General features: G+C 71.4%; 20 protein-coding genes and 2 pseudogenes. 15 read left to right on the top strand and 7 right to left on the bottom strand.

Annotated elements, in window-relative coordinates:
* The first annotated feature begins 135 nt into the window (after positions 1-135).
* Genes ABZX30_RS16490 through ABZX30_RS16480 form a run of 3 tightly spaced genes read left to right on the top strand, consistent with a single transcriptional unit; the run spans position 136 to position 4,050 of the window.
* Positions 136-1,227 carry a homoserine dehydrogenase gene (locus ABZX30_RS16490; RefSeq protein ID WP_355934023.1) on the top strand — a complete coding sequence of 364 codons (1,092 nt, stop codon included), beginning with the start codon at positions 136-138 and terminating at the stop codon, positions 1,225-1,227.
* Positions 1,220-2,647 carry an aldehyde dehydrogenase family protein gene (locus ABZX30_RS16485; RefSeq protein WP_355934022.1) on the top strand — a complete coding sequence of 476 codons (1,428 nt, stop codon included), beginning with the start codon at positions 1,220-1,222 and terminating at the stop codon, positions 2,645-2,647. Before ABZX30_RS16490 ends, ABZX30_RS16485 begins: the two co-directional genes overlap by 8 nt.
* A complete protein-coding gene (locus tag ABZX30_RS16480) occupies positions 2,644-4,050 on the top strand; it encodes an aspartate ammonia-lyase (protein WP_355934021.1) in 1,407 nt (468 codons plus the stop codon). Before ABZX30_RS16485 ends, ABZX30_RS16480 begins: the two co-directional genes overlap by 4 nt.
* 63 nt (positions 4,051-4,113) lie before the next feature.
* Here the strand turns inward: ABZX30_RS16480 and ABZX30_RS16475 are convergent, their stop codons facing one another.
* The gene (locus ABZX30_RS16475; RefSeq protein WP_355934020.1) at positions 4,114-4,719 is read right to left on the bottom strand and encodes an XRE family transcriptional regulator; all 606 of its coding nucleotides are present in this window, start codon (positions 4,717-4,719) and stop codon (positions 4,114-4,116) included.
* A gap of 714 nt (positions 4,720-5,433) precedes the next feature.
* On the opposite strand from ABZX30_RS16475, the gene ABZX30_RS16470 reads away from it, so the two are divergent.
* The gene (locus tag ABZX30_RS16470; RefSeq protein WP_355934091.1) at positions 5,434-6,717 is read left to right on the top strand and encodes a phosphatase PAP2 family protein; all 1,284 of its coding nucleotides are present in this window, start codon (positions 5,434-5,436) and stop codon (positions 6,715-6,717) included.
* 51 nt (positions 6,718-6,768) lie between these two features.
* Here ABZX30_RS16470 and ABZX30_RS16465 read toward each other — a convergent pair.
* Positions 6,769-7,327, bottom strand: a pseudogene (locus tag ABZX30_RS16465) (hypothetical protein); the annotation flags it as partial.
* Here ABZX30_RS16465 and ABZX30_RS16460 point away from each other — a divergent pair.
* The 4 genes and pseudogenes from ABZX30_RS16460 to ABZX30_RS16445 form a co-directional block, all read left to right on the top strand.
* A pseudogene (locus ABZX30_RS16460) lies at positions 7,319-7,777 on the top strand (TerD family protein); the annotation flags it as partial. The pseudogenes ABZX30_RS16465 and ABZX30_RS16460 overlap by 9 nt on opposite strands.
* A gap of 117 nt (positions 7,778-7,894) precedes the next feature.
* Positions 7,895-8,257, top strand: a complete 363-nt coding sequence (locus tag ABZX30_RS16455; protein WP_355934019.1) for a metalloregulator ArsR/SmtB family transcription factor — start codon at positions 7,895-7,897, stop codon at positions 8,255-8,257.
* A gap of 420 nt (positions 8,258-8,677) precedes the next feature.
* The gene (locus ABZX30_RS16450; RefSeq protein WP_355934017.1) at positions 8,678-9,613 is read left to right on the top strand and encodes an ion transporter; all 936 of its coding nucleotides are present in this window, start codon (positions 8,678-8,680) and stop codon (positions 9,611-9,613) included.
* 50 nt (positions 9,614-9,663) lie between these two features.
* A complete protein-coding gene (locus ABZX30_RS16445) occupies positions 9,664-10,014 on the top strand; it encodes a DUF4190 domain-containing protein (RefSeq protein ID WP_355934016.1) in 351 nt (116 codons plus the stop codon).
* A 50-nt stretch (positions 10,015-10,064) separates the two neighbouring features.
* Here ABZX30_RS16445 and ABZX30_RS16440 read toward each other — a convergent pair whose 3' ends face one another.
* The 3 genes from ABZX30_RS16440 to ABZX30_RS16430 are packed head-to-tail and all read right to left on the bottom strand — an operon-like array spanning position 10,065 to position 13,294.
* Positions 10,065-11,084: a TolB-like translocation protein gene (locus ABZX30_RS16440; RefSeq protein ID WP_355934014.1), complete on the bottom strand. Its 1,020-nt coding sequence runs from the start codon at positions 11,082-11,084 to the stop codon at positions 10,065-10,067.
* A 43-nt stretch (positions 11,085-11,127) separates the two neighbouring features.
* Positions 11,128-12,408, bottom strand: coding sequence for an MFS transporter (locus ABZX30_RS16435; RefSeq protein WP_355934013.1), 1,281 nt, complete (start codon positions 12,406-12,408; stop codon positions 11,128-11,130).
* A gap of 25 nt (positions 12,409-12,433) precedes the next feature.
* Positions 12,434-13,294, bottom strand: a complete 861-nt coding sequence (locus ABZX30_RS16430) for a glycosyltransferase family A protein (protein ID WP_355934012.1) — start codon at positions 13,292-13,294, stop codon at positions 12,434-12,436.
* A 287-nt stretch (positions 13,295-13,581) separates the two neighbouring features.
* Here ABZX30_RS16430 and ABZX30_RS16425 point away from each other — a divergent pair, with 287 nt between their 5' ends.
* The 7 genes from ABZX30_RS16425 to ABZX30_RS16395 all read left to right on the top strand — a co-directional run bounded on the left by ABZX30_RS16425 (position 13,582) and on the right by ABZX30_RS16395 (position 23,850).
* Entirely contained in the window at positions 13,582-15,021 is a 1,440-nt protein-coding gene (locus ABZX30_RS16425) for a sugar transferase (RefSeq protein ID WP_355934010.1), read from the top strand.
* 77 nt (positions 15,022-15,098) lie between these two features.
* On the top strand, positions 15,099-16,148 hold the full coding sequence (locus ABZX30_RS16420) for a Gfo/Idh/MocA family oxidoreductase (protein ID WP_355934009.1): 1,050 nt from the start codon (positions 15,099-15,101) through the stop codon (positions 16,146-16,148).
* Between the two features lie 45 nt (positions 16,149-16,193).
* Positions 16,194-17,168, top strand: a complete 975-nt coding sequence (locus tag ABZX30_RS16415; RefSeq protein WP_355934008.1) for an SDR family NAD(P)-dependent oxidoreductase — start codon at positions 16,194-16,196, stop codon at positions 17,166-17,168.
* Positions 17,165-18,304 carry a DegT/DnrJ/EryC1/StrS family aminotransferase gene (locus ABZX30_RS16410; protein WP_355934006.1) on the top strand — a complete coding sequence of 380 codons (1,140 nt, stop codon included), beginning with the start codon at positions 17,165-17,167 and terminating at the stop codon, positions 18,302-18,304. The genes ABZX30_RS16415 and ABZX30_RS16410 overlap by 4 nt, the downstream gene beginning before the upstream one ends.
* Entirely contained in the window at positions 18,301-19,008 is a 708-nt protein-coding gene (locus ABZX30_RS16405; protein ID WP_355934004.1) for a NeuD/PglB/VioB family sugar acetyltransferase, read from the top strand. The genes ABZX30_RS16410 and ABZX30_RS16405 overlap by 4 nt, the downstream gene beginning before the upstream one ends.
* The gene (locus ABZX30_RS16400) at positions 19,005-20,123 is read left to right on the top strand and encodes a DegT/DnrJ/EryC1/StrS family aminotransferase (protein WP_355934003.1); all 1,119 of its coding nucleotides are present in this window, start codon (positions 19,005-19,007) and stop codon (positions 20,121-20,123) included. The genes ABZX30_RS16405 and ABZX30_RS16400 overlap by 4 nt, the downstream gene beginning before the upstream one ends.
* Positions 20,124-20,196: 73 nt before the next feature.
* Positions 20,197-23,850, top strand: coding sequence for a DUF4082 domain-containing protein (locus ABZX30_RS16395; RefSeq protein ID WP_355934001.1), 3,654 nt, complete (start codon positions 20,197-20,199; stop codon positions 23,848-23,850).
* Here the strand turns inward: ABZX30_RS16395 and ABZX30_RS16390 are convergent.
* A complete protein-coding gene (locus ABZX30_RS16390; RefSeq protein WP_355934000.1) occupies positions 23,813-24,292 on the bottom strand; it encodes an Lrp/AsnC family transcriptional regulator in 480 nt (159 codons plus the stop codon). The two genes, ABZX30_RS16395 and ABZX30_RS16390, sit on opposite strands and share 38 nt — an antisense overlap.
* 69 nt (positions 24,293-24,361) lie before the next feature.
* Entirely contained in the window at positions 24,362-25,123 is a 762-nt protein-coding gene (locus ABZX30_RS16385) for a cyclase family protein (protein WP_355933998.1), read from the bottom strand.
* Position 25,124: the final 1 nt, after the last annotated feature.

The raw sequence follows: 25,124 nt of genomic DNA, 5'->3' as shown, positions 1-25,124 counted from the left end.
AGGCGGATCGTCGCCACGACAGCGCGGTTCGCCATGGCCTGTGGTCGCTCTGACATGGCCGCACTGACACCGCCGGACGCGAGGCTCTGATCAGCCGCACCGGGTGGCTGCGGTACATCGCGAAGGAGTCATCACATGAGCCGATACGACCTCGCCCTCATCGGATTCGGCGGCGTCAACCGCGCGCTCGCCGAGCTCATATCCCAGCGCGGGGACCGTCTTGCCGAGGAGCTGGGCTTCGCCCTGCGCGTCGTTGCGATCACCGACCTGCGGGCCGGCTCCCTGGTCGACACCGACGGCATCGATCTGGTTCCGCTGCTGGCGACCGAACCCGGCGAACTGGACTTCGCCGGCCTGCCCGGCGGCAGCGCCGACCCGCGCAACGAGTGGGTGATCCGCGAGGTCCCGGCGGACGTCGTCGTCGAGGCCACCTTCACCAACCCCACCGACGGCGAGCCCGCGCTCTCCCACGTGCGATGGGCTCTGGAGGCCGGCAAGCACGTGTGCACCACCAACAAGGGTCCCGTCGCCCTGGCCGGGCGGACGCTGAAGCGGCTGGCCTCCGAGCACGGCGTCAGCTTCGAGTTCGAGGGTTCGGTGCTCAGCGGGACCCCCATCCTGCGCACCGCCGAGCGCATGTTCGGCGGGCTGGAGATCACCGGCGTCCAGGGCATCATGAACGGCACCTCGAACTACATCCTCGGCAGGCTCGAGGAAGGCGTCCCGCTGCGGGCGGCCATCGCGGAAGCCCAGGAGCTGGGCTACGCCGAAGCCGATCCCACCGCCGACATCGAGGGACACGACGTCCAGCTCAAGGTCATGATCCTGGCCAACGAGGTCCTGGGCGCCGACCTGTGCCGCGAGGACGTCTTCTGCGAGGGCATCTCCGGGATCACCCCTCAGGACGCGCGGGACGCCGTGTCAAAGGGACTGCGCTGGAAGCTGGTCGGCTCGGCCACCCGCCGGGCGGACGGCACCGTCGACGCCCGCGTGGCCCCCGTCGCGCTGCCCGGCCACCACCCTCTCGCCGGGATCTCCGGACCGGTCAACGCGGTCGCATTCCGCACCGACCTCCTCGGCACCGTCGCCGTGTCCGGCCCCGGCGCCGGCCGCGTCGAGACCGCCTACGCCCTGCTGTCGGACATCATCGCCATCCACCAGCGCCACCACGCGCACGACGCCGCCGCCCCCCTGGCCCGCCTTCTTCAGGAGACCCACCGTGGCTGACACCGCCGTGACCCCCCGCATCGAACTCGGCACCGGCATGGAGCCGGTGCGCAACCCCTACACCGGCGAGGCCGTCGCCTCGGTCTGCACCGTCGACGCCGCCGCTGTCGACACCGTCCTGCGGCGGGCCCGCCAGGGCCGCCGCATCGCGGCCGCCCTGGCGCGCGTCACCCGGGCCTCCATCCTGGAGCGCGCCGCCCACCTGGTCGAGCGCAGGGCCGAGTCCTTCGCCGAACTGATCGTCACCGAGGCGGGCAAGACCATCACCCAGGCCCGCAAGGAGGTCGCCCGCGCGGTCAACACCCTCGCCCTGTCCGCGGCCGAGGTGCGGCGCAACGCCGGCGAGGTCGTCCCCTTCGACTCCTATGAGGGCTCCGAGAAGCGCCAGGGCTGGTTCACCCGCGAACCCCTCGGCGTCATCGCCGCCATCACCCCGTTCAACGATCCCCTCAACCTGGTCGCTCACAAGCTCGGCCCGGCCATCGCCGGCGGCAACGCCGTCATCCTGAAACCGTCCGCCCTCACGCCGCTCTCCGCCTTGCGTCTGGCCGACACCCTCGTCGAGGCCGGGCTGCCCGAGGAGATCGTCACGGTCGTCAACGGCGGTGCGGACCTCGGCGCCGCGATCGTCAGCGCCCCCGACGTGCGGATGGTGTCGTTCACCGGCGGCTTCGCCACCGGTGAGGCCATCTCCCGCTCGGCCGGCCTCAAGAAGCTGGCCATGGATCTCGGCGGCAACGCGCCGGTCATCGTCATGGACGACGCGGACCTGGACGCCGCGGTGGAGTCGTGCGTCTCCGGCGCGTTCTGGGCCGCGGGCCAGAACTGCATCGGCACGCAGCGGATCCTGATCGCGGCCGAGGTGTACGAGTCCTTCCGCGACGCCTTCGTCGCCCGCACGAAGCAGCTGCGCGTCGGCGACCCGCTCGACGAGCGCACCGACGTCGGCCCCATGATCACCGAGGAGGCCGGGCGCGTCATCCGGATGAAGGTCGACGCCGCGGTGGACCAGGGAGCCGTGCTGCTGTGCGGCAACGAGCTCAACGGTTCCCTGTACGCGCCGACGGTCCTGGAGAACGTCCCGGCCACCTGCACGCTCTGGCAGGAGGAGGCGTTCGCCCCGGTCGTCGTGCTGCAGCCGTTCGATTCCTTCGAGGAAGCCGTCGAGCAGGCCAACGCCATCGACTACAGCCTCCACGCGGGCATCTTCACCTCGCGCCTGAACCGGGCGCTGTCCGCGGCCCGGCTCCTCGAAGCCGGCGGTGTGATGATCAACGACTCGTCCGACTACCGGTTCGACGCGATGCCGTTCGGCGGCTACAAGTACGGCAGCATGGGCCGCGAGGGCGTGCGCTTCGCCTTCGAGGAGATGACCCAGCCCAAGGTCGTCTGCATCAACCACCTGGACGAAGCACGGTGACCGCCTTCCGTACGGAGCGCGATTCCCTGGGCGCCCTGCCGGTACCGGCCGACGTCTACTGGGGTGTTCACACCGCCCGTGCGGTGGAGAACTTCCAGGCCAGCGGCATCCCGCTGGCCGCCCACCCCGCCCTGCTCCGCGCGCTCGCCACCGTCAAGCGCGCCGCCGCCCGGGCCAATCGGGAGATCGGCGTCCTGGAACCGGACATCGCCGAGGCCGTGGAGGCGGCCTGCCTGGCCATCGAGGCCGGCCGCCATCACGAGCAGTTCCCTGTCGACGTCGTCCAGGGCGGCGCAGGTACCAGCACCAACATGAACGCGAACGAGGTCATCGCCAACCTCGCCCTGGAACACCTGGGCTTCGAGCGTGGCCGCTACGACGTGGTGTCCCCGCTCGATCACGTCAACCGCTGCCAGTCCACCAACGACGTCTATCCCACCGCGCTGCGGCTCGCCGTCGGCAGCGTCCTGGGCGGGCTGCTGGCCGAACTGGATCCGCTCGTGGGCGCCTTCAGGGACAAGGGGAGGGAGTTCGCCCATGTGGTGAAGGTGGGCCGGACCCAGCTCCAGGACGCCGTTCTGATGACCCTCGGCCAGGAGTTCACCGCGTTCGGTGTGACCCTGGCCGAGGACATGACCCGTATCCGCGACACCGTGCCGCTGCTGCACGAGATCAGCCTCGGCGCCACCGCCATCGGTACCGGCATCACCGCGGAACCCGGGTACGCCGAGGCGGCGATACGCCATCTGGGCGCCCTCACCGGTCTCGAACTGAAGCATGCCTTCGACCTGGTCGAAGCGACCTCCGACACCGGCGTCTTCCTGCTGGTGTCCGGTGTCCTGAAGCGACTGGCGGTCAAGCTGTCGAAGATCTGCAACGACCTTCGCCTGCTGTCCAGCGGTCCGCAGAGCGGCCTTGCCGAGATCGCGCTGCCCCCGCGCCAGGCGGGCTCATCCATCATGCCGGGCAAGGTCAACCCCGTGATCCCGGAGATGGTCAACCAGATCTGCTACGCGGTCGCCGGCGCCGACGTCTCCATCACGATGGCCGCGGAGAACGGGCAGCTTCAGCTCAACGCCTTCGAGCCGCTGATCGGGCACCTTCTGCTGACCTCGATCCAGTGGCTCACGCGAGGCTGCTCCGCGCTGCGCACCCACTGCGTATCCGGTATCACCGCCGACGAGGAGCGGCTGGCCGGACAAGCCGCCCGGTCAGTCGGCTCGGTGACGGCGTTGACCCCCTACATCGGCTACACGGCGGCCGCCCGGATCGCGCAGCAGGCGCTGGAGACCGGGGCGGACGTGACCGACCTCGTGGTCCGAGCCGGGCTGCTCGACCGGGAGCAGGCGGCCGAACTGCTCAAGCCCGCGTCGCGCAACCCCTGCTACGTCGCGGCCGGTTGACGCTCCGGACCGGTGAGCAGCACCGTGACCGCGTCACGCGCACCGGGCATCCGGACCAGGTCGTCACGTCCTCGTGGCAGGCGGCCCAGGCCGCGCCGGCGGGCCGGGCGGCAGGTGGACCGTCATGATCAGATGGCATGTTCCGGTGCCGGTGCCGCGGTAGGTGTGAGCGGCGTCGGCGGCAAAGGTGGCGGTCTGTCCTGCTTCGACGGGGTGCTCGGTGCCGTCGACGACGAGGACCATGCGGCCGGAGGTGACGCTGGCGGCTTCCACGACCCCGGCCCGGTGCGGGTGGCTCGGGTGTTCCTCGCCCGGCTCCGACCGCCAACGCCACACCTCGACCGGGGCGGGGCCCGAAGTCGTCAGCAGGAGCCGTGCCTCGCTGCCGCGCGCTCCCCTCCACAGCGGCGTCACCGCGTCCGCGGTCACGACGCGGACACGGGCCTCGCTCGGGCCTTCCGTCAGGGCCGAGACGGAGACGCCGAGGGTGTCGGCGAGTCTGACCAGGGTGGCGAAGTTCGGGTTGCCCTGAGCCTTCTCCAGGCCGACCAGGGCACCCTTGCTGACCTTGGCGCGCTGACCGAGCCCGTCCAGGGAGAGGCCGGCGCGGTTGCGGGCCGCCCTCACGTTGCGTGCGAGTGCGCGCAGGGCTGCCTCCGTCCCGGCCATCAGGGCGCCCTCCCTGCCACGGCCATGCCGCCGCGCTCATTACGATGAGACCGTCGGCGAACTCTTCCCCGGTCCCCGTCAGCGTCCACAGCGGCCTCCGGCGTTCCCTGCCCGAACCGCAGGCCCGGGATCGCGCGCAGCCGGTGGTCGTCGGCCGCCGGAGCGGACCGGTGCGCGTGCGGCCCCCGGAGGCCGGCCGACACGGCCCGGCGCCAGGGGGCCGCCGTCGCCTCGTCCACCAGGCCCCGGCGCGGTGCCCGTTCATGCGGCACGGAATTGTCCGGTGCCGGCGCGGTGCTGACTCGGTAGGGTCGATGCTGGGGGAAGAGCAGGTCGCGGCAGTGATCCGACGAGTTGTCGTGCCACTCGACGCTGATGCCGATGAGACTGACGACGACGACACGGGGAGGCCGGCGGGGTGGGGGAGCGGTGGTTCCGGAGGCCGTGTGCGCCACTTCCTCCCGGCGGTGTGTCATCTCGGCATCGGCCGCCCGCCCTTCGAGCCGTACGCGCACCACCCGGAACGAGCGAAACCCGCCCGCATCGCTCCGCTAGCATGTTCGAACTCATGACGACCGCCCCCGTTCTCCCCTTCTCACCAGAAAACGGCGCCATCCAGCACGACCGACAACCCATCCCACCATGTCTAACAAAACGGTCAAACAATTGAGACCCATAGCATCTCAGGTGTTTTCGCGAGAAAACTTCAGGACCATACTCTGGGCCGCGGCGGGTGTGGTCACCCTCGCGTTCCTCGTCGCGCTGGAGATCGCCGCACGTCACTACGGACTGCCGGGACCGATTGCCAGTCAGGCACGAGAGGTGATATTCCTCCCCAAATCGGGTTTCCTGTTGTACGCCAGCCTGGCGTTGATGATGGTGGTGCTCCCCCGGCGGGAACGGTTCGTCGCGGCCGGCACCGCGATCGGCATCGACGTCGTCTTCTTGCTGGTGCGGTGGGCGGTCGGCGCCGACATGACCGGCGGCCATCCCTTCGGCAACGGCGCGCTGTGGGTGATTCTGGGCTGTGCGGTCGTCGCCGTCACGCGCCGCACCGGTCAGGACCGCGTTCTGCTGCTGAAGGGTGTCGGACTGGCCCTGCTGCTGGTGGCCGGCCGGAAGACCGGCGACACCTGGCTGCTCATCACCTCCAAGACCCGCCTGACGGTGCTCGACCCGTACGTGGCGGCCGCCGATCACGCGCTGGGCAACCCCTCCTGGGTGGTGGGCCGACTGGTCAGGGCCACCGGTTCGATCGGCGCCCACGTCCTCGACTACGTCTACACACAACTGCCGGCGGCCGCGGTCGTCGTCGCCATGTACCAGCTGCGCCACGTGGCGGTCGAACGGCGGTTCCCGCGCCACCACCTGGTGCGCACCTTCCTGGTGATCGGCCTCCTCGGACCGGCCGTCTACATGATCTTCCCGGTGGTCGGACCGGTCTTCGCCTACGGCGCCGACGGCGGGCACTGGGCGGTGGCCGACCTGTGGCCGAACACGCCGCCGCCGGTCAGTGCCCCGCACCCGGTGCCGTTCGACGGGGTGACCCCGCGCAACTGCATGCCCAGCCTGCACACGGCGTGGGCCACCGCGATCTTCATCCACTCCCGCAAGGGCCCGCGCGCCCTGCGCTTCGCGGGCGCGTTCTGGCTGATCGCCACGCTCGGCGCGACGCTGGGCTTCGGCCTCCACTACGGCGCGGACCTCGTGGCCGGCGTCGTGTTCACGCTCACGATCGAGGCGGCCCTGCGCGCGCAGGAACGTGGCTGGGACCGGTCGGCAGGCCTGCTGGTCGCCCACGGCGCGACGGTCTTCGCCGCGCTCCTGGTGTCGTACCGCTACCTGCCGGTGGAGATGGCCGGGCATCCGCTGGTCTTCGGGCCGCTGATCGTCCTGGCGATGGCCTCGGTGATCCACGCCTACGTACGGACCACGAGGCTGTGGGAACCGACGGCCGCACTCGCGGGACACCCCGAACCGCAACCCGAACTGGTGTGAAGGATGCGGCCGGACCGCTGAATCCTCCGCGTCGAGGCTGCTTCGGCGTCGGAGCGGCGTCGCCGCGCGCAGCGGAAGCAGCAGCGTGAACGCCGAGTTGGCCGAGAACATCGCCGAGAGCAGGACTTTGGTGGCAGTGGTCCACAGGGCCAGGCCCACCGTGGTGAACACCGGAAGCCGGGAGCGCACGGCGGGGGCCGGCTCGAGGAGGGCCGCGACCCGGCGGGGAAGCGGGCCCGGGGCGGCGAGGGCGGCGAGCGCGGGTGCGGGCGCGGGGGTGCCGCGCGAGACGAGCGCCGCCTCGCCGACCGCACGGGCGACGGTTCTGCGGCTTCCGACAACCTGGGCGGCTCCTTCGCCCGCCCAGCGCTCCGTCGTGTAGCTCACGGCCGCCCGCGGCGGCCATGGAACGGGTTGGCGTGGGCGGCCGGCACCCTGGCGCTGCGCGGGTGCCGGCGGAGTGCCGAGGCACGCTCTCGCGGACCTCGGGATCCGGCCAGCCGTCCGGCAGCGGGTCGCCGGGCAGTTGGGCGGTGCCGACCACCATCAGCAGTTCCAGGCACACCGTGCTGCACACCGCCATCACGGTGGAGAGGCCGGCGACCTCGACGCGTCCGCCCCGCTGTTGGACGCTTCGGGCAAGGTCGTGTCCGACCAGCACTTCGTCTTCTACAACAACTTCGCCGGCCCGGACGGTTCGGTGGAACACACCGGCGACAACCTCACCGGCGAGGGCGAGGGCGACGACGAGTCCATCAAGGTGAACCTCGCCGGCGTGCCTGCCGAGGTCGACGAGATCGTCTTCCCGGTGTCCATTCATGACGCCGAAGCGCGGGGCCAGAGCTTCGGCCAGGTGCGCAACGCGTTCATCCGCGTCGTCAACCAGGCGGGCGGTGCCGAACTCGCCCGGTACGACCTGTCCGAGGACGCCTCGACCGAGACCGCGATGGTCTTCGGCGAGCTGTACCGCAACGGCGCCGAGTGGAAGTTCCGGGCCGTCGGCCAGGGCTGTGCCTCCGGCCTGGCCGGCATCGCCGCCGGCTTCGGCGTCAACGTCTGAGGTCGGCGTACCCGGTTCCCGGACGCTCCCGGCGGCGCACGGCGGTCGGTGACCCAGCGCCTACTATGTGTGGGCGCGTGTGCGTGGGCAGTGAACAGGGCGGGACGGGAGAGGGCTGTGACGGAGAACGCCGGTGGCTTCGAGGACCCGCCCGCCGAGGTGCTCGCCGCTGCCGCCGCCGCGTTCGCGATGCTCGCCTCGTCCGCCCGGCTGCACCTGATGTGGGCCTTGTCCCAGGGTGAGAGCGATGTCACGCATCTCGCCCACCGGGTGGGGGGCGCGTTGCCCGCGGTCAGCCAGCACCTGGCCAAGCTGAAGCTCGCCGGGCTCGTCCGCTCCAGGCGGGAGGGCCGGCGCCAGGTCTACTACATCGACGACCCCGACGTCGTGACGCTGGTGCGGCTGATGGTCGGTCAGCTGACCGCGGGCTCCCGGCACAGCTCCCCGCCGGTGCACCGGCTGCGCCGGATCGGTGGCTGAGACCGCCGCGGCCTCGGGACGGGACGCGGAGACACCGGCTTCCGGCGCCGCCACCGCGTCCGGCGACGACCGAGGAGGCGCGGAGGACCTCCGTCCGGGACGTCCCGCGCGCGGCGTTCTCGGTGTGCTCCGCGAACTGGACGCCGGCCCGCGCGGCCTGACCGAGACGGAGGCCGGGCGACGGCCGGTCCGGTTCGGCGACAACACGCTGCCGGCCGGGGCCGCGGGCCCGGCCCGGTCGCCCGCGCCGCGATCGCCCTGGCCGGCACGGGGCTCGCCCTGCCGCCTTCCCGGTCGCGTCAACTCGCTTTTCTACAGTACTGTAGAAGTGTCTCCTGAAGGGTGATCGCCCCATAAGCCCGGCGACCAGGTGGGCCTGCCGGGAGGGCGCGTCGTGCGACAAGGAGTCAGGGCAGCAGAATGCCGGAGCAGCAAGGCCAGACGAGCACCATCAGGTTACGAGCGGGCCGACCGGAACTGGCCCGCCGGTGCCGGGACATCACGGAGTCGCGGTGGTTCGCCCTGACCGTCTTCGCGGTGATCCTCCTGAACGCGGCATTGCTGGGTCTGGAGACCTACTCCGGGCTGGTCGAGGAGTGGCACCGATGGCTGCGGCTGGCGGAACACGGCTGTCTGGTCGTGTTCACCGCGGAGATCGCCGTACGCCTGGCCGCGCACGCCGACCGGCCGCGGGACTTCTTCAAAGACCCCTGGAACCTCTTCGACCTGGCCGTGGTGGTGTGCGCGTTCCTGCCCGTCGTGCGGGAGAACACCACGGTGCTGCGGCTGTTGCGGCTGGCGCGGGTGCTGCGCACGGCCCGTTTCCTGCCCCAGTTGCGGATCGTCCTCGTCGCGGTCGCCCGCAGCCTGCCCGGCACGCTGAGCTTCCTGCTCGTCGGCGCACTCCTGCTGTACGTCTACGCGATGGTCGGCTGGGTCTTCTTCGGCCGCCACGACCCCGAGCACTACGGCTCCATCGGCCGCGCCGTACTGACCCTCTTCCTCCTGATGACCCTCGACGGCATCGGCGACGCGGTCCACGCCGGCCTGGCGGTCTCCCGATGGAGCCTGGCCTACTACGCGTCCTACGTCCTGATCGCCTCCTTCGTCCTCGTCAACGTCCTCATCGGCGTGGTCATCACCTCCCTCGACGAAGCACGCGAGATGGAGCGGGAGGAGGAGGCGGTGGAGGGAGGGCACCGGGCGGCACAGGAGCGGCAGCACCTGCTCCTGGCCGAGCGCATCGTGACCGCCCGCCAGGCCCTGGACGCCCTGGAACGCGACCTCGCCCGGGCCGTGCCGCCTCCCAGGGAGGCGGCCGGCGGGTTCCGGCCACCGGAGGGGTCTGGTGACTGAGCCGACGGGCCACCCGCCGGCACCCGCTCGCCACGGATATCGTGCCGGTCATGAGCACCTCACCACAGACGGCCGGCCGGACCAGGAACAAGCCCGCCCTCGTCAGCGCCTACGCGGCTGCCGGCAGCGTGGTCTACGCGAGCGGTTCCGTCATGGGCGGCTGGCTCACGGTGGCGTACTCGGCGCCGATCCTGGGCCTGCTGGTCCTCTGCGCGCTGGTCGCCGTCGTATCCGGGCACATCGGGCGCCGCCGAGCGAAGAGGCAGCAACTGGAAGGCCGTTGGCTGTCGCTGGCGGCCATCGTCGTCGGCTGGCTGTGCATCCTGTACGCGGTCCTGGTCAACGTGCTGGTCATGGGCCTGATCGCAGGACTGGCGGTGCTGTCCGACTCGGCGGGCTGACGGGCCCTCCCTCGCGCGCCGCCGCCGGCCCTGAGCGGAAGACCGGGGGCCTACAGCGGCGCCGGGGAGGACGCGGCCGGGACCAGCAGGCGGGGCCTACCGGTGCCGTCGGCGGGCACCCTCCACAGGTCGGTGCTCTTGACGTCGCCGTCGCTGGGGAGGGCGTAGGCGACGGTGCGGTTGTCGAGCCAGGTGGCCTGGTCGTCGACGCTGTGGCGTTCGGCGAGCGGCGTCCCGCGCAGGGTGCGCAGGTCCAGCACGTACTCGTGCCAGAGGTCGGTACGCGACAGGACCCGCTTCTTGAAGGCGACCCGGGTTCCGTCGGGGGAGAGCGAGGGGCACTCCACGTTCTCGACCAGGGTGGTGACCTCGTGCCGGGACAGTGAACCCCGCACCAGGTAGGTCTTCCCGGCGGTGTTGAGGGTGGCGTAGAAGGTGTCGTCGTCGGTGGCGAAGGTGACGCCCCAGAAGTTGATGTCCGAGGCGTGGTAGGGCCTGCCGTCCTTGATGACGGAGAAGGTCTCCAGACTGGGGGTCAGCCGCATGGTGCGGGTGTCCAGGACCGAGGTCCGGGTGGAGAAGAAGGCGGACGCGTAGGACTCGCCGGAGACGAAGACCGTCCAGGCGGCGAAGCGGCCGCTGGGCGAGACCCGGGCCCGGCTGGGCGTGCCCGCGAGCGGGAAGGAGCGCTTGGTGCGCAGGCCGGCGTCCAGCAGCAGGACGCGGTTGCTCTGCTTGAGGACGCCGGGGTCGGACTGGAGGCAGATGCCGGTGCCGGCCGCCGCGTAGAAGCGGGCGCACTTCAGGCCGGAGGCGGTCCGGCCGCCCCCGGGGTCGGCCGACGGGACCGAGGCGACGGCGGTGCGGTGCGGGCCGGCGGCCGCGTTGACGAACATCAGGCGGCTCTTCTGGGCGAGCGTCAGCTTGCCCGCGCTGACCGCGGGACCGCCCGGGTGCGGCTGGTTCGCCCGGTCCGCGCGGACGGCGGCGTGCAGGACCACACCGGTTCCCACGCCCGCGAGCACCAGGACCGCCGCGACGAGTATGAGCAGGCGGCGTTTCGATGTCATCTGGATCCCTGGGGTTCGTGTCGCTGTGGTCGTGGCGTAGTGATCACCGGTCTCCGTCGGCCGGGCGCAGCACCACGCCCGCGACCGCCGCGCAGCAGAGCAGGCCGGCCGCCGCGCCGGCCAGTGCCGGGCCGTCGCCCCACATCGTCCAGGCGGCCCCGAAGGCCAGCGAGCAGCAGAACCGGGCCAGCGCCTGGCTGGTGCCGACGACGGCGAGGCCGCTGGCGCGCAGCTGCTCGGGCACGATGCCGGCGAGGGCGGCCGGGAGCACCCCGTCGGTCGCCGCGTAGAACGTGCCGTGCAGGGCGAGGACGAGCAGGACGAGCACCGGGGTGCCCGGCGTGGCCGGGGCCCGGAGCAGCAGGGCGTAGGCGGTGAGCAGGGCCGCGTGTCCGGCGAGGAACACCGTGCGCCGTCCGATGCGGTCGGCGAGCGCTCCGACGGGCACGGCCAGCAGCAGGAACACGACGGCGGTGCCCAGCGGCAGCAGCGTGAACCACTGCTCGCCGACACCGGCCCGCCGCTGGAGGAGCAGGTAGACGAAGGCGTCGCTGACGGTGGTCAGCCCCAGCAGGGCGGCACAGCCGGCGAGCGCGCGGAGTTCGGGCAGGCGCAGCAGCCCGAGCACTTCGCGGACGCGGACGGGAGGCCGGGCGTCCGGCCCGCTCTCCTCCTCGGCCCGGGTGTCCTTCCCCCTGCCCGGCACGAACAGCACCAGTACGAGCACGCCCAGTGCGGCGACGCACGCGCTCACCCCGAACACCGCGTCGTAGCCGTCGGCGGCCGCGCGCAGGATGAGGAAGGCCGCCAGCGGGCCGATCATCGCGCCCGTGGTGTCCATCGCACGGTGCACGCCGAAGGCGCGGCCCTGGTTCCCGGCCGGTGTGGACAGGGAGATCATCGCGTCGCGCGGCGCGGTGCGCAGGCCCTTGCCGGTACGTTCCAGGGCGAGGACCGTGCCGAGCGTGCCGATGCTGCCGGCGAACAGGAGCAGCGGTTTGCACAGCGCGGACAGGCCGTAGCCGAGCCCGGCCAGCAGCTTGTGGTTGCGGATGCGGTCGGCGAGGTGGCCGCCGGTGAGCTGGACCAGTGCGCTGACGCCGTTGTAGACGCCGTCGAGGGTGCCGAATCCCAGCGGGCTGAAGCCGAGCGTGCTGACGAGGTAGAGCGGCAGGACGGCGGTGACCATCTCCGAGGAGATGTCGGTGATCAGGCTGACCGTGCCCAGCACGAACACGACCGGCGCGACCCTGCGCCCCGGCCCGCGTCTTCGGTCCTGGTCGGTGCTTGCCCCGGCGGGCCGGGAACGGTCGGTGAGATACAAGACATGAACTCCAGGTGCGGCGCGATCAGTTCTGCCGGCTGCTCTCGTCCCGCAGCCAGGTGCCGAAGTCCTGTGCCCGGATGGCTTCCCGGGCGCCCCGCCGGGCGGAGAGGGCCGCCGCGACGAAGACCACGACGGCCACGAGGAGCCTCGGCTCCCGGCGGAGCAGCGCTTTCAGGTCGGCCTTGCTGGTGCGCGCCGAGGCCCCGTCCGGCCGCTGATACTGCTCGGCCTGGGCGGTGGAGACCGCGGCCCGGATGCGCCGTTTGATCAAGTCCTGCCAGGTGCGCGGCGGTTGGATCACCACGCCGGCCGCGTCGACCACGAGCCGTTCCGCCGGCGTGAACGCGAGGGACGCGGCGAGGTCGTCCGCCATCAGCGGCGGCAGCGCGGCGATCCGGGCGTGCCCGGCCTTGGAGACCGCGATGACGCCCCGGCCGAACAGCCCTTCGCGTACGGCGGGCAGCCGCTGCCACACCCGGTAGTAGGCGCGCACCCGCCAGGCGCAGGAGGTCAGCGGAATCCGCCGTGCGGGGGCGGTGGCGAGGATGCCCGAGGTGTCGTCGTCGAGGGGCCCGGTCAGTGCCCGTACGTCGGTGCTCGTGAGGACGACGTCGGCGTCCACGTAGAGGCGCGGGAAGCCGCGCGCGTGGTCGTCACCGGCCCGCAGCGCGGCGTGCTTGGAGGGCACGGGTATCTCCACCACCCGGACGCGCGGGCCACGGGAGGCCGCGATCCGCGCGGTGTCGTCCGTGCAGCCGTTGCACACCACCACGATGTCGGTGTCGTCCGCGGATTCCCCGGGGCCGGAATCGGCCAACAGCGAGTCGAGGAGCCGGCCGATGACTCTGGCCTCGTTGTGGGCCGGGATCACGATGCTCGTCACGTGGGCAGTATGCCGTCGGTGTCACCCTTGCTACATGCGTTTCGTCCAACTGTTCCCGAGAGTGAGCCGCGTGGTCTAGATTGATGACCGCCGGACCGGTTTGGGTGGGAACTGGATCTTGATCGCATGTCAGAGGTCCGGCAGTTGAACAGATCCGCACACTCAGTACGTACCAGCATGCTGGGAGCGTGAGGCGGTTGGGGAACCGCTGAAGCTCCCTCGCTTTCCAGTGCCGCCGTGTCGAGGGCACTTCGGTCAGGGGTAGCCGCGCATGTGGTGGGGGGCGCATGACCATTGAGGTCACGCATGAGCAATCGGTCGTGGAACGCAGGAGTCCGCATGGCCGCCGAAGACGTCGGGAACGGAAGTACCGCGTCGTCCTGCTGGTCGCCGACGGCCTCGCGGCCGCCGTGGCGGCCTTCTTGATCCACGCGGCCTACGGCCGCTGGGCGGTGGCCCTGGTGCTGCCCCCGACCTGGATCGTGGCCATGCTGGCCCACCGTTCCTATGACCGCGGCACCCTCGGTCTGGGCACCGAGGAATACCGCCGGGTGCTCCGCGGGGCCGTCGCGCTTCTGGCGCTGGCCGCCGTCGTGTGCCGGCTGTTCACCCACGACACGGACCTCCTCTATGACATGATCATGGCGGCGTTGCCGGCTGCCGTGATCGCCCTCGCGGTCCGGTATACGCTGTGCCGCCGCCTGCACCGGCGATGGGCCCGGAGCCGGGACGGCAGCGCGACGCTCCTGGTCGGGCCGTCGCGCGGCGTCGTGGAGCTGGTCGCGGTGCTCAGGCGCGGCGGCACACCGAGACTCCAGGCCGCCGGAGTGTGCCTGACCGATCCCGAGAACGCCTCGGAGATACGTAAGTTGGGGCTCCCCGCCCTCGGTGGCGTCGCCGGCATGAACGACGTCGTCCGGGCCCTGGGCATCACCACCGTGGTGGTGCTGCCCGCGCCCGAGCTCGACGCCTCCGTCCTGCGCCGGATGTCCTGGACCGCCGCCGTGCAGGGCGTCGACTTCCTGCTGGCCCCCGTGCTGACCGACGTGTCGGCCTCCCGGCTGGCGGTGCGGCCCACCAACGGGGTGCCCCTGGTGCGGATCAAGCCACCGAACCTCTCCCGGGTCTCGCGGCTGCCCAAGGAACTGCTGGATCGTTCCTTCGCGGCGGCACTGCTGCTCCTCCTCGCCCTGCCCATGCTGCTGATCGCCCTGGTCGTCCGGCTGGACAGCTCCGGCCCCGCCCTGTTCCGGCAGCAGCGGGTGGGCCGGTACGGCGACCACTTCACCATGCTGAAGTTCCGCACGATGCGGCCCGACTCGGAGGCCCTCCGCGCGGAACTGGAGCACCTCAACCAGAACAGCGACGGTCTGCTCTTCAAGGTGAAGGGCGACCCGCGGATCACCCGGGTCGGCTCGTTCCTCCGCCGCAGCTCGCTCGACGAACTCCCGCAGCTCGTCAACGTCGTCAAGGGCCACATGTCGCTCGTCGGCCCCCGGCCGCCCCTGCCCGAGGAGGTCGAGGCGTACACGCCGGACCTCAAGCGCCGACTGCTCGTGAAGCCCGGCCTCACCGGACTGTGGCAGGTCAGCGGACGCTCCGACCTGCCCTGGGACGAGGCGGTCCGGCTCGACCTCGGATACGTGGACAACTGGTCGATGGGCCTGGACCTGTCGATCCTGGCGCGCACCGGAGCCGTGGTGGTGCGCGGAACGGGGGCCTACTGATGGACCACAGAACCCAGAGGACCCAGAGGACTCAGAGGACCCAGAGGACCCAGAGGACTCAGAGGAAGAGGCAGACAGTGACGCAGGAGCCGTTGGGGGTCGCGGTCGTCGGGGCCGGTTACTGGGGCCCCAACCTCGTACGCAACTTCCAGGCCGGCGAGGGTTTCCGGCTGCGCTGGCTGTGCGACCTCGACGTGGACCGGGCACGGCGGGTCCTCGGCGGCTACTCGACGGTCGGGGCCACCTCGGACTACGCGGCCGTCCTCGCCGACCCCGAGGTGGCCGCCGTCGCCGTGGCCACGCCCGCCGGCACCCACCTCGACATCGCCCTGGCCGCCCTGCGCGCCGGCAAGCACGTCCTCGTGGAGAAGCCGCTCGCGGCGACCTGGGCCGACGGGATGCGCCTGGTGACCGAGGCGGAGGAACGCGGGCTCACCCTGATGTGCGACCACACCTACTGCTACACCCCCGCGGTGGGCCGTATCCGCGAACTGGTCCGCTCCGGCGAACTCGGCGAGATCCACTTCGTCGACTCGGTCCGTATCAACCTCGGGCTCGTCCAGAAGGACATCGACGTGCTGTGGGACCTCGCCCCGCATGACCTGTCGATCCTGGACTTCATCCTCCCGGACCACGTCGAGCCGGTCGCCGTCGCCGCCCACGGTGCCGACCCGATCGGCGCCGGCCAGGCCTGTGTCGCCTATCTGACGCTCCAGCTCAACACCGGGGCCATCGCCCACGTGCACGTCAACTGGCTCTCCCCGACCAAGGTGCGCACCACCATGGTGGGCGGCTCCAAGCGCACCCTGATCTGGGACGACCTCAACCCCGCCCAGCGCGTGGCGATCTTCGACCGGGGCGTGGACCTGGCCTCGCCCCAGGAGATCGGCGCGGACGAGCGCCGGGACATGCTCGTCTCCTACCGCTCCGGGGACATGGTCGCGCCCGCGATCGGCGAGAAGGAAGCGCTGCGCAGCATGGTCGACGAGTTCGGCGAGGCGATCAGACAGGGCCGGGCGCCGCTGACCGACGGACGGGCGGGCCTGAGGGTGCTGGACATCCTCGAGGCGGCGTCCCGGAGCCTCGCGTTCAAGGGCGCGGTCGTCGGCCTGCGCGCCGGCCATTGAACGAGACCGGTCCAGCGCATTCCATTCACGGAGAGGGCACAGCAGTTGAGCAGCGTTCGAGGCAAGAAGATCCTGGTCACCGGAGGAGCGGGCACCATCGGCTCCCACCTCGTCGACCTCCTGGCCGAGGGCGGTGCCCGCGAGGTCGTCGTACTCGACAACTTCGTGCGCGGGCGGCGGGCCAACCTCGCCCAGGCCCTGCCCAGCGGTGTCGTGCAGATCGTCGAGGGCGACGTCCGGGACGCCGAGACCGTACGGAAGGTCACCGAAGGCGCCGACCTGGTGTTCCACCTCGCCGCGATCCGCATCACCCAGTGCGCGGAGGAGCCCCGGCTCGCCAACGAGGTCCTGGTCGACGGCACCTTCAACGTCCTGGAGGCGGCGGCCGAGGCGCACGTCGCCAAGGTGATCGCGTCCTCCTCGGCGTCCGTCTACGGCATGGCCGAGACCTTCCCGACGACCGAGCGCCACCACCCGTACAACAACGACACCTTCTACGGCGCCGCGAAGGCCTTCAACGAGGGCATGCTGCGCAGCTTCCACGCCATGTACGGCCTGGACTACGTGGCGCTGCGGTACTTCAACGTCTACGGCCCCCGGATGGACATCCACGGCCTCTACACCGAGGTGCTCATCCGCTGGATGGAACGCATCGAGGCGGGCGAGCCGCCGCTGATCCTCGGCGACGGCACACAGACCATGGACTTCGTCGACGTCCGCGACATCGCCAGGGCCAACGTGCTGGCCGCCGAGTCGGACCTCACCGACGAGGTGTTCAACATCGCGAGCGGTACGGAGACTTCACTCAACGAGCTCGCCGAGGGGCTGCTGGAGGCGATGGGAGCGCGAGGGCTGGAGCCGGTGCACGGGCCCGCACGCGCGGTGAACGGGGTGGTCCGGCGGCTCGCGGACACCTCGCACGCGGCCGGCCGGCTCGGCTTCACGGCGCGGACGGACCTGCGTACCGGGCTGCGGGACCTGGTCCAGTGGTGGCGCGCGGAGCGGGAGGCGGCCAAGTGAGCGCCGACCGCATCCCGGTGATGATCCCCTGGCTCGGTGAGGAGGAGGCGCGGGCCGCCTCCGACGCGGTGCTGTCCGGGTGGGTCGCCCAGGGCCCGAGGGTCGCCGCCTTCGAGAAGGCCTTCGCCGAGCGGGTGGGCGCCGAGCACGGCATCGCCGTCAGCTCCTGCACCACCGCCCTGCACCTGTCGCTGGTCGCGCTCGGCCTCGGCCCCGGCGACGAGGTCGTGGTGCCCTCGCTGTCGTTCATCGCCACCGCCAACGCCGTACGGTACGTCGGTGCCGAGCCGGTGTTCGCCGACGTCGACCCCGCCACCGGCAACCTGACCGCCGCCACCGTGGACGCGGTCCGCACCCCGCGCACCAAGGCCGTCCTCGCCGTCCACCAGGGCGGCGTACCGGCCGACGTACCCGCTCTGCGCGCCGCCTGCGCCGACTGGGACCTGCCCCTGGTCGAGGACGCGGCCTGCGCCGTCGGCTCGACCGTCGGCGGCAAGCCCGTGGGACACGGCGCGCTGCTCGCCGCCTGGTCCTTCCACCCCCGCAAGCTCGTCACCACCGGCGAGGGCGGCATGATCACCACCGACGACGCCGCATGGGCGGCCCGCCTGCGCCGGCTGCGCGAGCACGGCATGAACGCCTCGGCGGCGGACCGCCACGCGAGCGACAAGCCGGTCCTGGAAAGCTACCTGGAAGTCGGCTTCAACTACCGGATGACGGACGTCCAGGCCGCCATCGGCCTGGTCCAGCTGGGCAAACTCGACGCGATGATCGCCCGCCGCCGCGAGCTGGCGGCCCGGTACGACGCGCTGCTGCACGACGTCCCCGGCCTCACTCCCGTGCGCGATCCCGCACACGGGCAGAGCAACTTCCAGTCCTACTGGCTGCTGCTGGACGAGGACTTCCCTGTCGGCCGGGACGGCCTGCTCGCCGCACTCGCCGAGGCCGGCGTCTCCGCCCGGCGCGGGATCATGGCCGCGCACCTCGAACCCGCCTACGCCGACCACTCGCGCGCACCGCTGCCGGTCACCGAGCGCATCACCCGCGACTCGCTGATCCTGCCCCTGTTCCACACGATGACCGGGGCGCAGCAGGACCGCGTCGTGACGGCACTGCGCGAACAGGCCCGAAGATGAGCGAACTCGTGATCGTCGGTGCGGGCGGCTTCGCCCGGGAGACCGCGCAGGCCGTGGCGGACGCGGGCGAGGCCAGGGTGCTCGGGCACCTGGACGACAACCCGGTCCTGCACGGCACCGAGGTGGACGGCGTGCCGGTCCTCGGCGGCTGCGACCTGGTCCACGAACTGCCCGGGGTCCGGGTGGTGCTCTGTGTGGGCAACCCCAGGGACTACGCGGCCCGCGCCCGCCTCGTCCGCCGGCTCGCCCTGCCCGCCGACCGCTACGCCACCGTGATCCACCCGACGGCCGCGGTGTCCCGGACGTCCGAGGTCGGCCCCGGCTCGGTGCTGCTCGCGCACTGCGTGCTGACCGCGGCCGTGCGGGTGGGCGCGCATGTCGCCGTGATGCCGCACGCCGTCCTCACCCATGACGACGTGGTCGAGGACTACGCCACGATCGCGTCCGGCGTCCGCCTGGGCGGGGGCGCGCGGCTGGCACAGGGTGCCTACGCGGGCGCCGGAGCCCTGGTCAGGGAGGGCACGACGGTCGGTGCCTGGTCGCTTATCGGGATGGGGAGTGCCGTGCTCGGCGACGTGCCGCCGGGCGAGGTCTGGGCGGGGAGCCCGGCTCGACGGCTGCGCGCGGCGGACGAGCCCGCGCTCGACGAACTTGCGTCGCGGACAGGATGCGTGACGCGAACAGTGGGGGGACCGCTGACATGAACCAGATTCCTCTTGTGGACCTCAAGGCGGCCCACGGGGAGGTCGCCGACGAGGTACGGGCCGGATTCGCGCGGGTCCTCGCCGACACCGCGTTCGTCGGCGGCGACGAAGTGCGCCGGTTCGAGCGTGAGTACGCGGACTTCGGCGGCGTCGCGCACTGCGTGGGCGTCGCCAACGGCACCGACGCCGTCGAACTCGCCCTGCGGGCGTACGGGATCGGCCCCGGCGACGAGGTCGTGGTGCCCGCCAACACCTTCATCGCCACGGCCGGCGCGGTGGCCAGGACCGGAGCGCGCCCGGTCCTCGCGGACTGCCTGCCCGACAGCCACCTGCTCGACCCCGAGGCCGCGCTGGACGCGGTCGGCCCCGCCACCCGCGCGGTCGTCCCCGTCCATCTCTACGGGCAGATGGCCGACGTGACGGCGCTGACCGGCCGACTGCCCGGGGGCGTACGGGTCGTCGAGGACGCCGCCCAGTGCCAGGGCGCGACCCGGGACCGACGCGCTCCGGGCAGCGGCGGTATCGCGGCCACCAGTTTCTACCCGGGCAAGAACCTGGGCGCCTACGGCGACGCGGGCGCGGTGCTCACCGACGACGAGGAACTCGCCGGCCGGGTCCGCGCGATCGCCAACCACGGCTCAGTCGCCAAGTACCACCACGACGTCCCTGGTTTCAACAGCCGCCTGGACGGCCTGCAGGCCGTGGTCCTGCGGGCGAAGCTGGCGCGGCTGGCGGAGGGCAACGCGGCCCGGCGTGCGGCCGCGGCCCGCTACGACACCCTGCTCGCCGGCCTCGCGGACGCCGGCCGTGTCGTCCTCCCGGTCACGGCGCCCGGCAACCTCCACGTCTGGCACCTGTACGTCGTCCAGGTCACCGGCGCCGACCGGGACGACATCGTCGGCAAGCTCAACGCCGAGGGCATCGGCGCCGGGGTGCACTACCCCGTCCCGGTCCACCTGACACCCGCGTACCGTCATCTCGGATACGCCAGGGGCGACTTCCCGCACGCCGAGCACGCGGCGGACCGGATCCTGTCGCTGCCGCTCTACCCGCAGATCACCCCCGACCAGCAGCAGCGCGTCGTGGACGCGTTCGCCGACGCGCTCGGCAGCTGACCGGTCCCCAGAGCTTCACGCTCCACCTCCGACCCCACTGGTCGGTCCTGCACAGCACCGCTGAGAGGTACACATGCAAAACTGGAGCAGACGGATCCGGGGCGGACGCCTCGCCGTCGTAGCGGCATTGATAGGGGCGGTGCTCCCGCTGGCCGGGTCCGCCCAGGCGGCCTCCGACCCGTGCGGCTCGGGCTCCAACCCCGTCGTCTGCGAGAACTCCAAGACGGGCAGCCCCAAGTCCGACTGGTTCGCGGCCAACGCCTACGGTGACATCAAGGGCTTCACCACCAAGCAGAGCGTCCAGGCCGGGGACACCGTCCAGTTCAAGGTCCAGTCACCGGTCTCGTACAACATCCAGATCTACCGTCTGGGCTGGTACGGCGGTGACGGCGCGCGCCAGATGTCGACCGCGGCCCAGGCGGCCGTGACCTATCCGGCCAACTACACCTCCAAAGCCGCCAGTTGTACCACCAAGAGCGGAACCGGCCTGGTCGACTGCGGCAACTGGCCGGTGACCGCGACCTGGACCGTGCCCAGCGACGCCGTGTCCGGCCTCTACATCGCCAACCTCACGCAGACCGACGGCGACGGCCTGATGCCGTACCCGTTCGTCGTCCGCAACGACTCCAGCACCTCCGACATCGTCGTACAGACCAGCGACCAGACCTGGCAGGCGTACAACGACTACGGCGGCCAGGACCTGTACGGCGGCACCGGGCCCGCGCCGGACGGCCGCGCCTACGAGGTCAGCTACAACCGGCCGCTGGACATCGGCGGCGACAACGGCATCTACGGCTCCGAGTACATGATGCTGGCCTGGCTGGAGCGCAACGGCTACGACGTCAGCTATCTGTCCGGCGTGGACGTGTCGTCGTCGGCCGGCGCCACCTTGCTGGAGAAGCACAAGGTGTACATGTCGTCCGGCCATGACGAGTACTGGACACAGAGCCAGTACTCCAACGTCCTGGCGGCGCGGAAGGCCGGCGTGCGGGAGGGCTTCTTCAGCGGCAACGAGGTCTTCTGGAAGACGCGGCTCGCCCCCAGCATCGACGGCACGAACACGGCCGACCGCACCCTGGTCTGCTACAAGATGACCAAGATGGCGTTCAACAACGGTATCGCCGATCCCAGCGGCACCTGGACCGGCACCTGGATGGACCCGGCCAGCACCGGCTACGGCCAGTCCTACCAGCCGCCGAACATCCTCACCGGCTCCATGTTCCAGGCGAACGGCTACCGCGCCGACGCGATCACCGTACCCGGCTCGTACGGCAGGAACCGGATCTGGCGCAACACCTCCATCGCGGGCCTCACCTCGAGCCAGACCGCGACCTTCCCGACCGGCACGCTCGGTTACGAGTGGGACAGCGACCTCGACAACAGCACCAGACCCGCCGGGCAGATCGACGTGTCGTCCACGACGGTCGACATCACCGACGGCACGTACCGTCTGGACTGGGGCAACCTGTACGGCAACGGCACGGCGACGCACCATCTCGTCGAGTTCCGCGACCAGGACTCCGGGGCCCTGGTGTTCGGGACCGGGACCGTCCAGTGGTCGTGGGGACTGACCAACGTGCCGACCTACAACCCCGATGACACGGTGGTCACCGAGGACTCCCGCATGCAGCAGGCGACGGTGAACGTCCTGGCCGACATGGGGGTCCAGCCGAAGACCCTGCAGAGCAGCCTCGCCGCCGCCACCGCCTCCACCGACACCACCGTCCCGGCCGCCACCGTGACCAGCCCGGCCTCCGGGGCCACCGTTCCGGCGCTGAAGCCGGTCACCCTCACCGGCACCGCCACCGACTCCGGCGGGGGAGTGGTGGCCCGGGTGGAGGTGTCCACCGACGGCGGATCGACCTGGAAGGCCGCCAAGGGCCTTGCGTCCTGGAGCTACACATGGACGCCCACCACCCCGGGCTCCGCGTCCGTCAAGGTCCGCGCGGTCGACGACAGCGTCAACATCGGTTCCGTCTCCACCGTGCCGCTGACCGTCGGCCCCCAGGCCTGCCCGTGCACCATCTGGCCGGCCTCGGCCGTGCCCGGCACCGTCAACGCCGGCGACGGCGGCTCGGTGGAACTCGGCGTTAAGTTCCGTACGACCGTGCCCGGTTCGGTCACCGGTGTGCGGTTCTACAAGTCGCCCGTCAACACCGGAACCCACATCGGCAGCCTGTGGACCGCCTCCGGCACCCGCCTGGCCACCGGCACCTTCACCGGCGAGACGGCCTCCGGCTGGCAGCAGCTGAACTTCTCCACGCCGGTGACCGTCAAGGCCAACACCACCTACATCGCCTCGTACTTCGCCCCCAACGGCGGATACTCCTACGACCCCTCGTTCGCCGGCAGCGACGCCGGACTGGCCCCGCTGACCGCCCTGAAGACCGGTACCGACGGCGGCAACGGCGTCTACCACTACGGCTCGGCCAGCGCCTTCCCGTCCTCGCAGTCCTCGGGCAGCAACTACTGGGTCGACGTGGTGCTGGACACCTCGACGGCCGCCACGACCCCGCCCACCGTCTCCTCGACCACTCCGACCTCCGGGGCGACCGCCGCCTCGATCACGGCACCGGTGTCGGCCACCTTCAGCTCGGCCGTCGACACCGACAGCGTGACGTTCACCGTGAAGGACCCGGACGGCACCGCCGTGCCGGGGGCCGTCACCTTCCCCGCGTCGGACAAGGCGACCTTCACACCGTCCACGGAGCTGGAGCTGCACACCGGGTACACCGCGTCCGTCCAGGCCTCCGACGTGTGGGGCAACACCATGGCGGACCCGGTGACCTGGTCGTTCACCACCAGTTCCACCCCGCCGGCGGTCACTTGCCCCTGCACACTGTGGAACTCCTCCGCCGTGCCGGCCACCACCGACATGACCGCCGACCCCAACTCCGTCGAGCTGGGTGCCCGGTTCACGTCCTCGGCGGCCGGCTGGGTCACGGGCGTCACCTTCTACAAGGGCACCGGCAACACGGGCAGCCACACCGGCAGCCTGTGGACCGACGGCGGCACGCTGCTCGCCACCGGCACCTTCACGGGCGAGACGGCGACCGGCTGGCAGACGCTGACCTTCGCCACGCCGGTCGCGGTCACCGCCGACACCCCGTACGTCGTCTCCTACCACGCGCCGAACGGCAACTACGCGGTGGACGGCGGCTACTTCTCGGCGGCCCACAAGTCCTATCCGCTGACGGCCACGGCCGACACCACCACGCACCACAACGGGCTCTACAAGTACGGCACCGGCTCGGCCTTCCCGAGCGCTTCCTACGGATCCGCGAACTACTGGGTCGGCCCCGTCTTCACCGCCGACGACCCCAGCGCGTCCCTGGCGGCGGCCACCGCCTCCGAGGTGACCGCGTCCTCGGTGGCGCACACCGCCGACCAGGCGCACGCCCTCGTCATGGCCGTGCCCAAGAAGTCCGCCGTGTCGTCCGTCAAGGGGACCGTGACCATCCTGCGGGGTTCCAAAGCCGCGAGGAAGCTGCACGTCACGGCCGTCGTCTCCTACGACCGGGCGACCCACCGGGCGTCCGTCCACCTGTCCGCACCGCTTCCCGACGGCACCCGGTTCAAGATCACGGTCACGGCCCAGGACAACCACCGGCACACGGTGAGGTCCCACAGCTGGACCCTGACCGGCACCGTGGCGGAGGGACTGCTGGACAGGCCTCGCGCGGCGCGGCTCATGTCCCTGAGGGTGAGGGCGGGCGCGGCCGGTTGACCACCTGTGACAGGGTGAGCGCGGTCACCGTGTCGCGTACTCCCGGCATCCGGGCGATGTGTTCCCAGATGCCCCGTACGCGTTCCAGCGAGGCCGCCTCGATGCGCACCATGAGGTCGAACTCGCCGCTGAGCACGTCGCAGATGACGACTTCCGGGATGCCCTTGAGCGCGGCCAGGACGTCTCCGCCGCGCATCCGGTCCTGGCGGTACACCAGGACGAACGCGGAGGCGGTGGGCCGGCCGTCGTCCTCCCCGCCGCCGCGGACGATCGTGTAGCCGCGGATGTGTCCCTGGCGTTCCAGCCGGTCGATCCGCTGGCGCACGGCGTTGCGCGACAGCAGCACCCGGTGCCCGAGTTCGGCGTGGGAGAGCCGGGCGTTACGGGTGAGCTCATTGATGATCTTCTCGTCGATCGCGTCGAGATGACCGGGCCAGTCCATCGGCGGTGTCCGTTCCTCGCATGGCGAGAACCCCGGCGCAAGGCGCGTCCGTCGGGGTTCTCGCGGGGTTCAGCTGGTGGGGCACAGGGCGAAGACCCGGGCGGGGAAGCCCGATCCGCCCTGGGGCTTGGGCCAGGTCGCCACGATCAGCGCGCCGGCCTCGGGGACCTGGTCGAGGTTGGCCATCAGCTCGATCTGCCAGCGGTCCCGCTCCAGGACGTACCGTTCGAGGCCGAAGTCCCCCGCGGAGGTGGCGAGACCGGGGTCGGTGTCGGTCTGCTCGTGTCCTATCGCGGTGACCTGTGCCTGCTCGAACAGGTGGTGCAGCACCTCGGCCGACCAGCCCGGGGCATGGCTGACGCCGGCCGCGTCCTTGTTGGCCATCGCCTCCCGGTCGGGCCAGTGCCGGCCCCAACCGGTCCGCAGGGCCACGAACGCCCCTGCCGGGATGCTCCCGTTGCGTTCCTCCCAGGCCGCCACATCCGCCGTCGTGGGGGTGGCGTCCGGATCGGCCTCGACGCGCGCGGTGATGTCGAGCACCACCAGCGGCAGGATCATCTCCTCGACCGGGATCCGGTCGAGGGTCCGCGCCCCGGCCACGAAGTGCACGGGCGGGTCGACGTGCGTTCCCCACTGCCCGACGATCGTGTACTGGTGGACGTTGAATCCGTCGCCGCGTGTCATGTCGAAGACCATGTCGCGCCGCTCGTCGGGGAACGCGGGGAAGTGCGGCTGTCCCGGGTGGAACGCGTGGGTGAGGTCGACGTGGGCCGTCTTCGCGGTCAGTTCCCGGAACGCGGGCCACAGGCCGGGTTCGCTGCTGTGAATCATG

The organism is Streptomyces sp. NPDC004542, from assembly GCF_040610035.1.
GTDB lineage: Bacteria > Actinomycetota > Actinomycetes > Streptomycetales > Streptomycetaceae > Streptomyces.
The sequence above is the reverse complement of the archived record's forward strand: the minus strand, read 5'-3'. Positions and strand labels throughout refer to the sequence as shown.

Excerpts from the sequence above, each read along its gene's own strand:
- ABZX30_RS16450 (WP_355934017.1), top strand. The coding sequence starts at position 8,678 with ATGCCGGAGCAGCAAGGCCAGACGAGCACCATCAGGTTACGAGCGGGC.
- ABZX30_RS16425 (WP_355934010.1), top strand. The coding sequence starts at position 13,582 with ATGACCATTGAGGTCACGCATGAGCAATCGGTCGTGGAACGCAGGAGT.
- ABZX30_RS16400 (WP_355934003.1), top strand. The coding sequence starts at position 19,005 with ATGAACCAGATTCCTCTTGTGGACCTCAAGGCGGCCCACGGGGAGGTC.
- ABZX30_RS16405 (WP_355934004.1), top strand. The coding sequence starts at position 18,301 with ATGAGCGAACTCGTGATCGTCGGTGCGGGCGGCTTCGCCCGGGAGACC.
- ABZX30_RS16490 (WP_355934023.1), top strand. The coding sequence starts at position 136 with ATGAGCCGATACGACCTCGCCCTCATCGGATTCGGCGGCGTCAACCGC.
- ABZX30_RS16385 (WP_355933998.1), bottom strand. The coding sequence starts at position 25,123 with ATGATTCACAGCAGCGAACCCGGCCTGTGGCCCGCGTTCCGGGAACTG.
- ABZX30_RS16445 (WP_355934016.1), top strand. The coding sequence starts at position 9,664 with ATGAGCACCTCACCACAGACGGCCGGCCGGACCAGGAACAAGCCCGCC.
- ABZX30_RS16475 (WP_355934020.1), bottom strand. The coding sequence starts at position 4,719 with ATGGCCGGGACGGAGGCAGCCCTGCGCGCACTCGCACGCAACGTGAGG.
- ABZX30_RS16390 (WP_355934000.1), bottom strand. The coding sequence starts at position 24,292 with ATGGACTGGCCCGGTCATCTCGACGCGATCGACGAGAAGATCATCAAT.
- ABZX30_RS16395 (WP_355934001.1), top strand. The coding sequence starts at position 20,197 with ATGCAAAACTGGAGCAGACGGATCCGGGGCGGACGCCTCGCCGTCGTA.
- ABZX30_RS16440 (WP_355934014.1), bottom strand. The coding sequence starts at position 11,084 with ATGACATCGAAACGCCGCCTGCTCATACTCGTCGCGGCGGTCCTGGTG.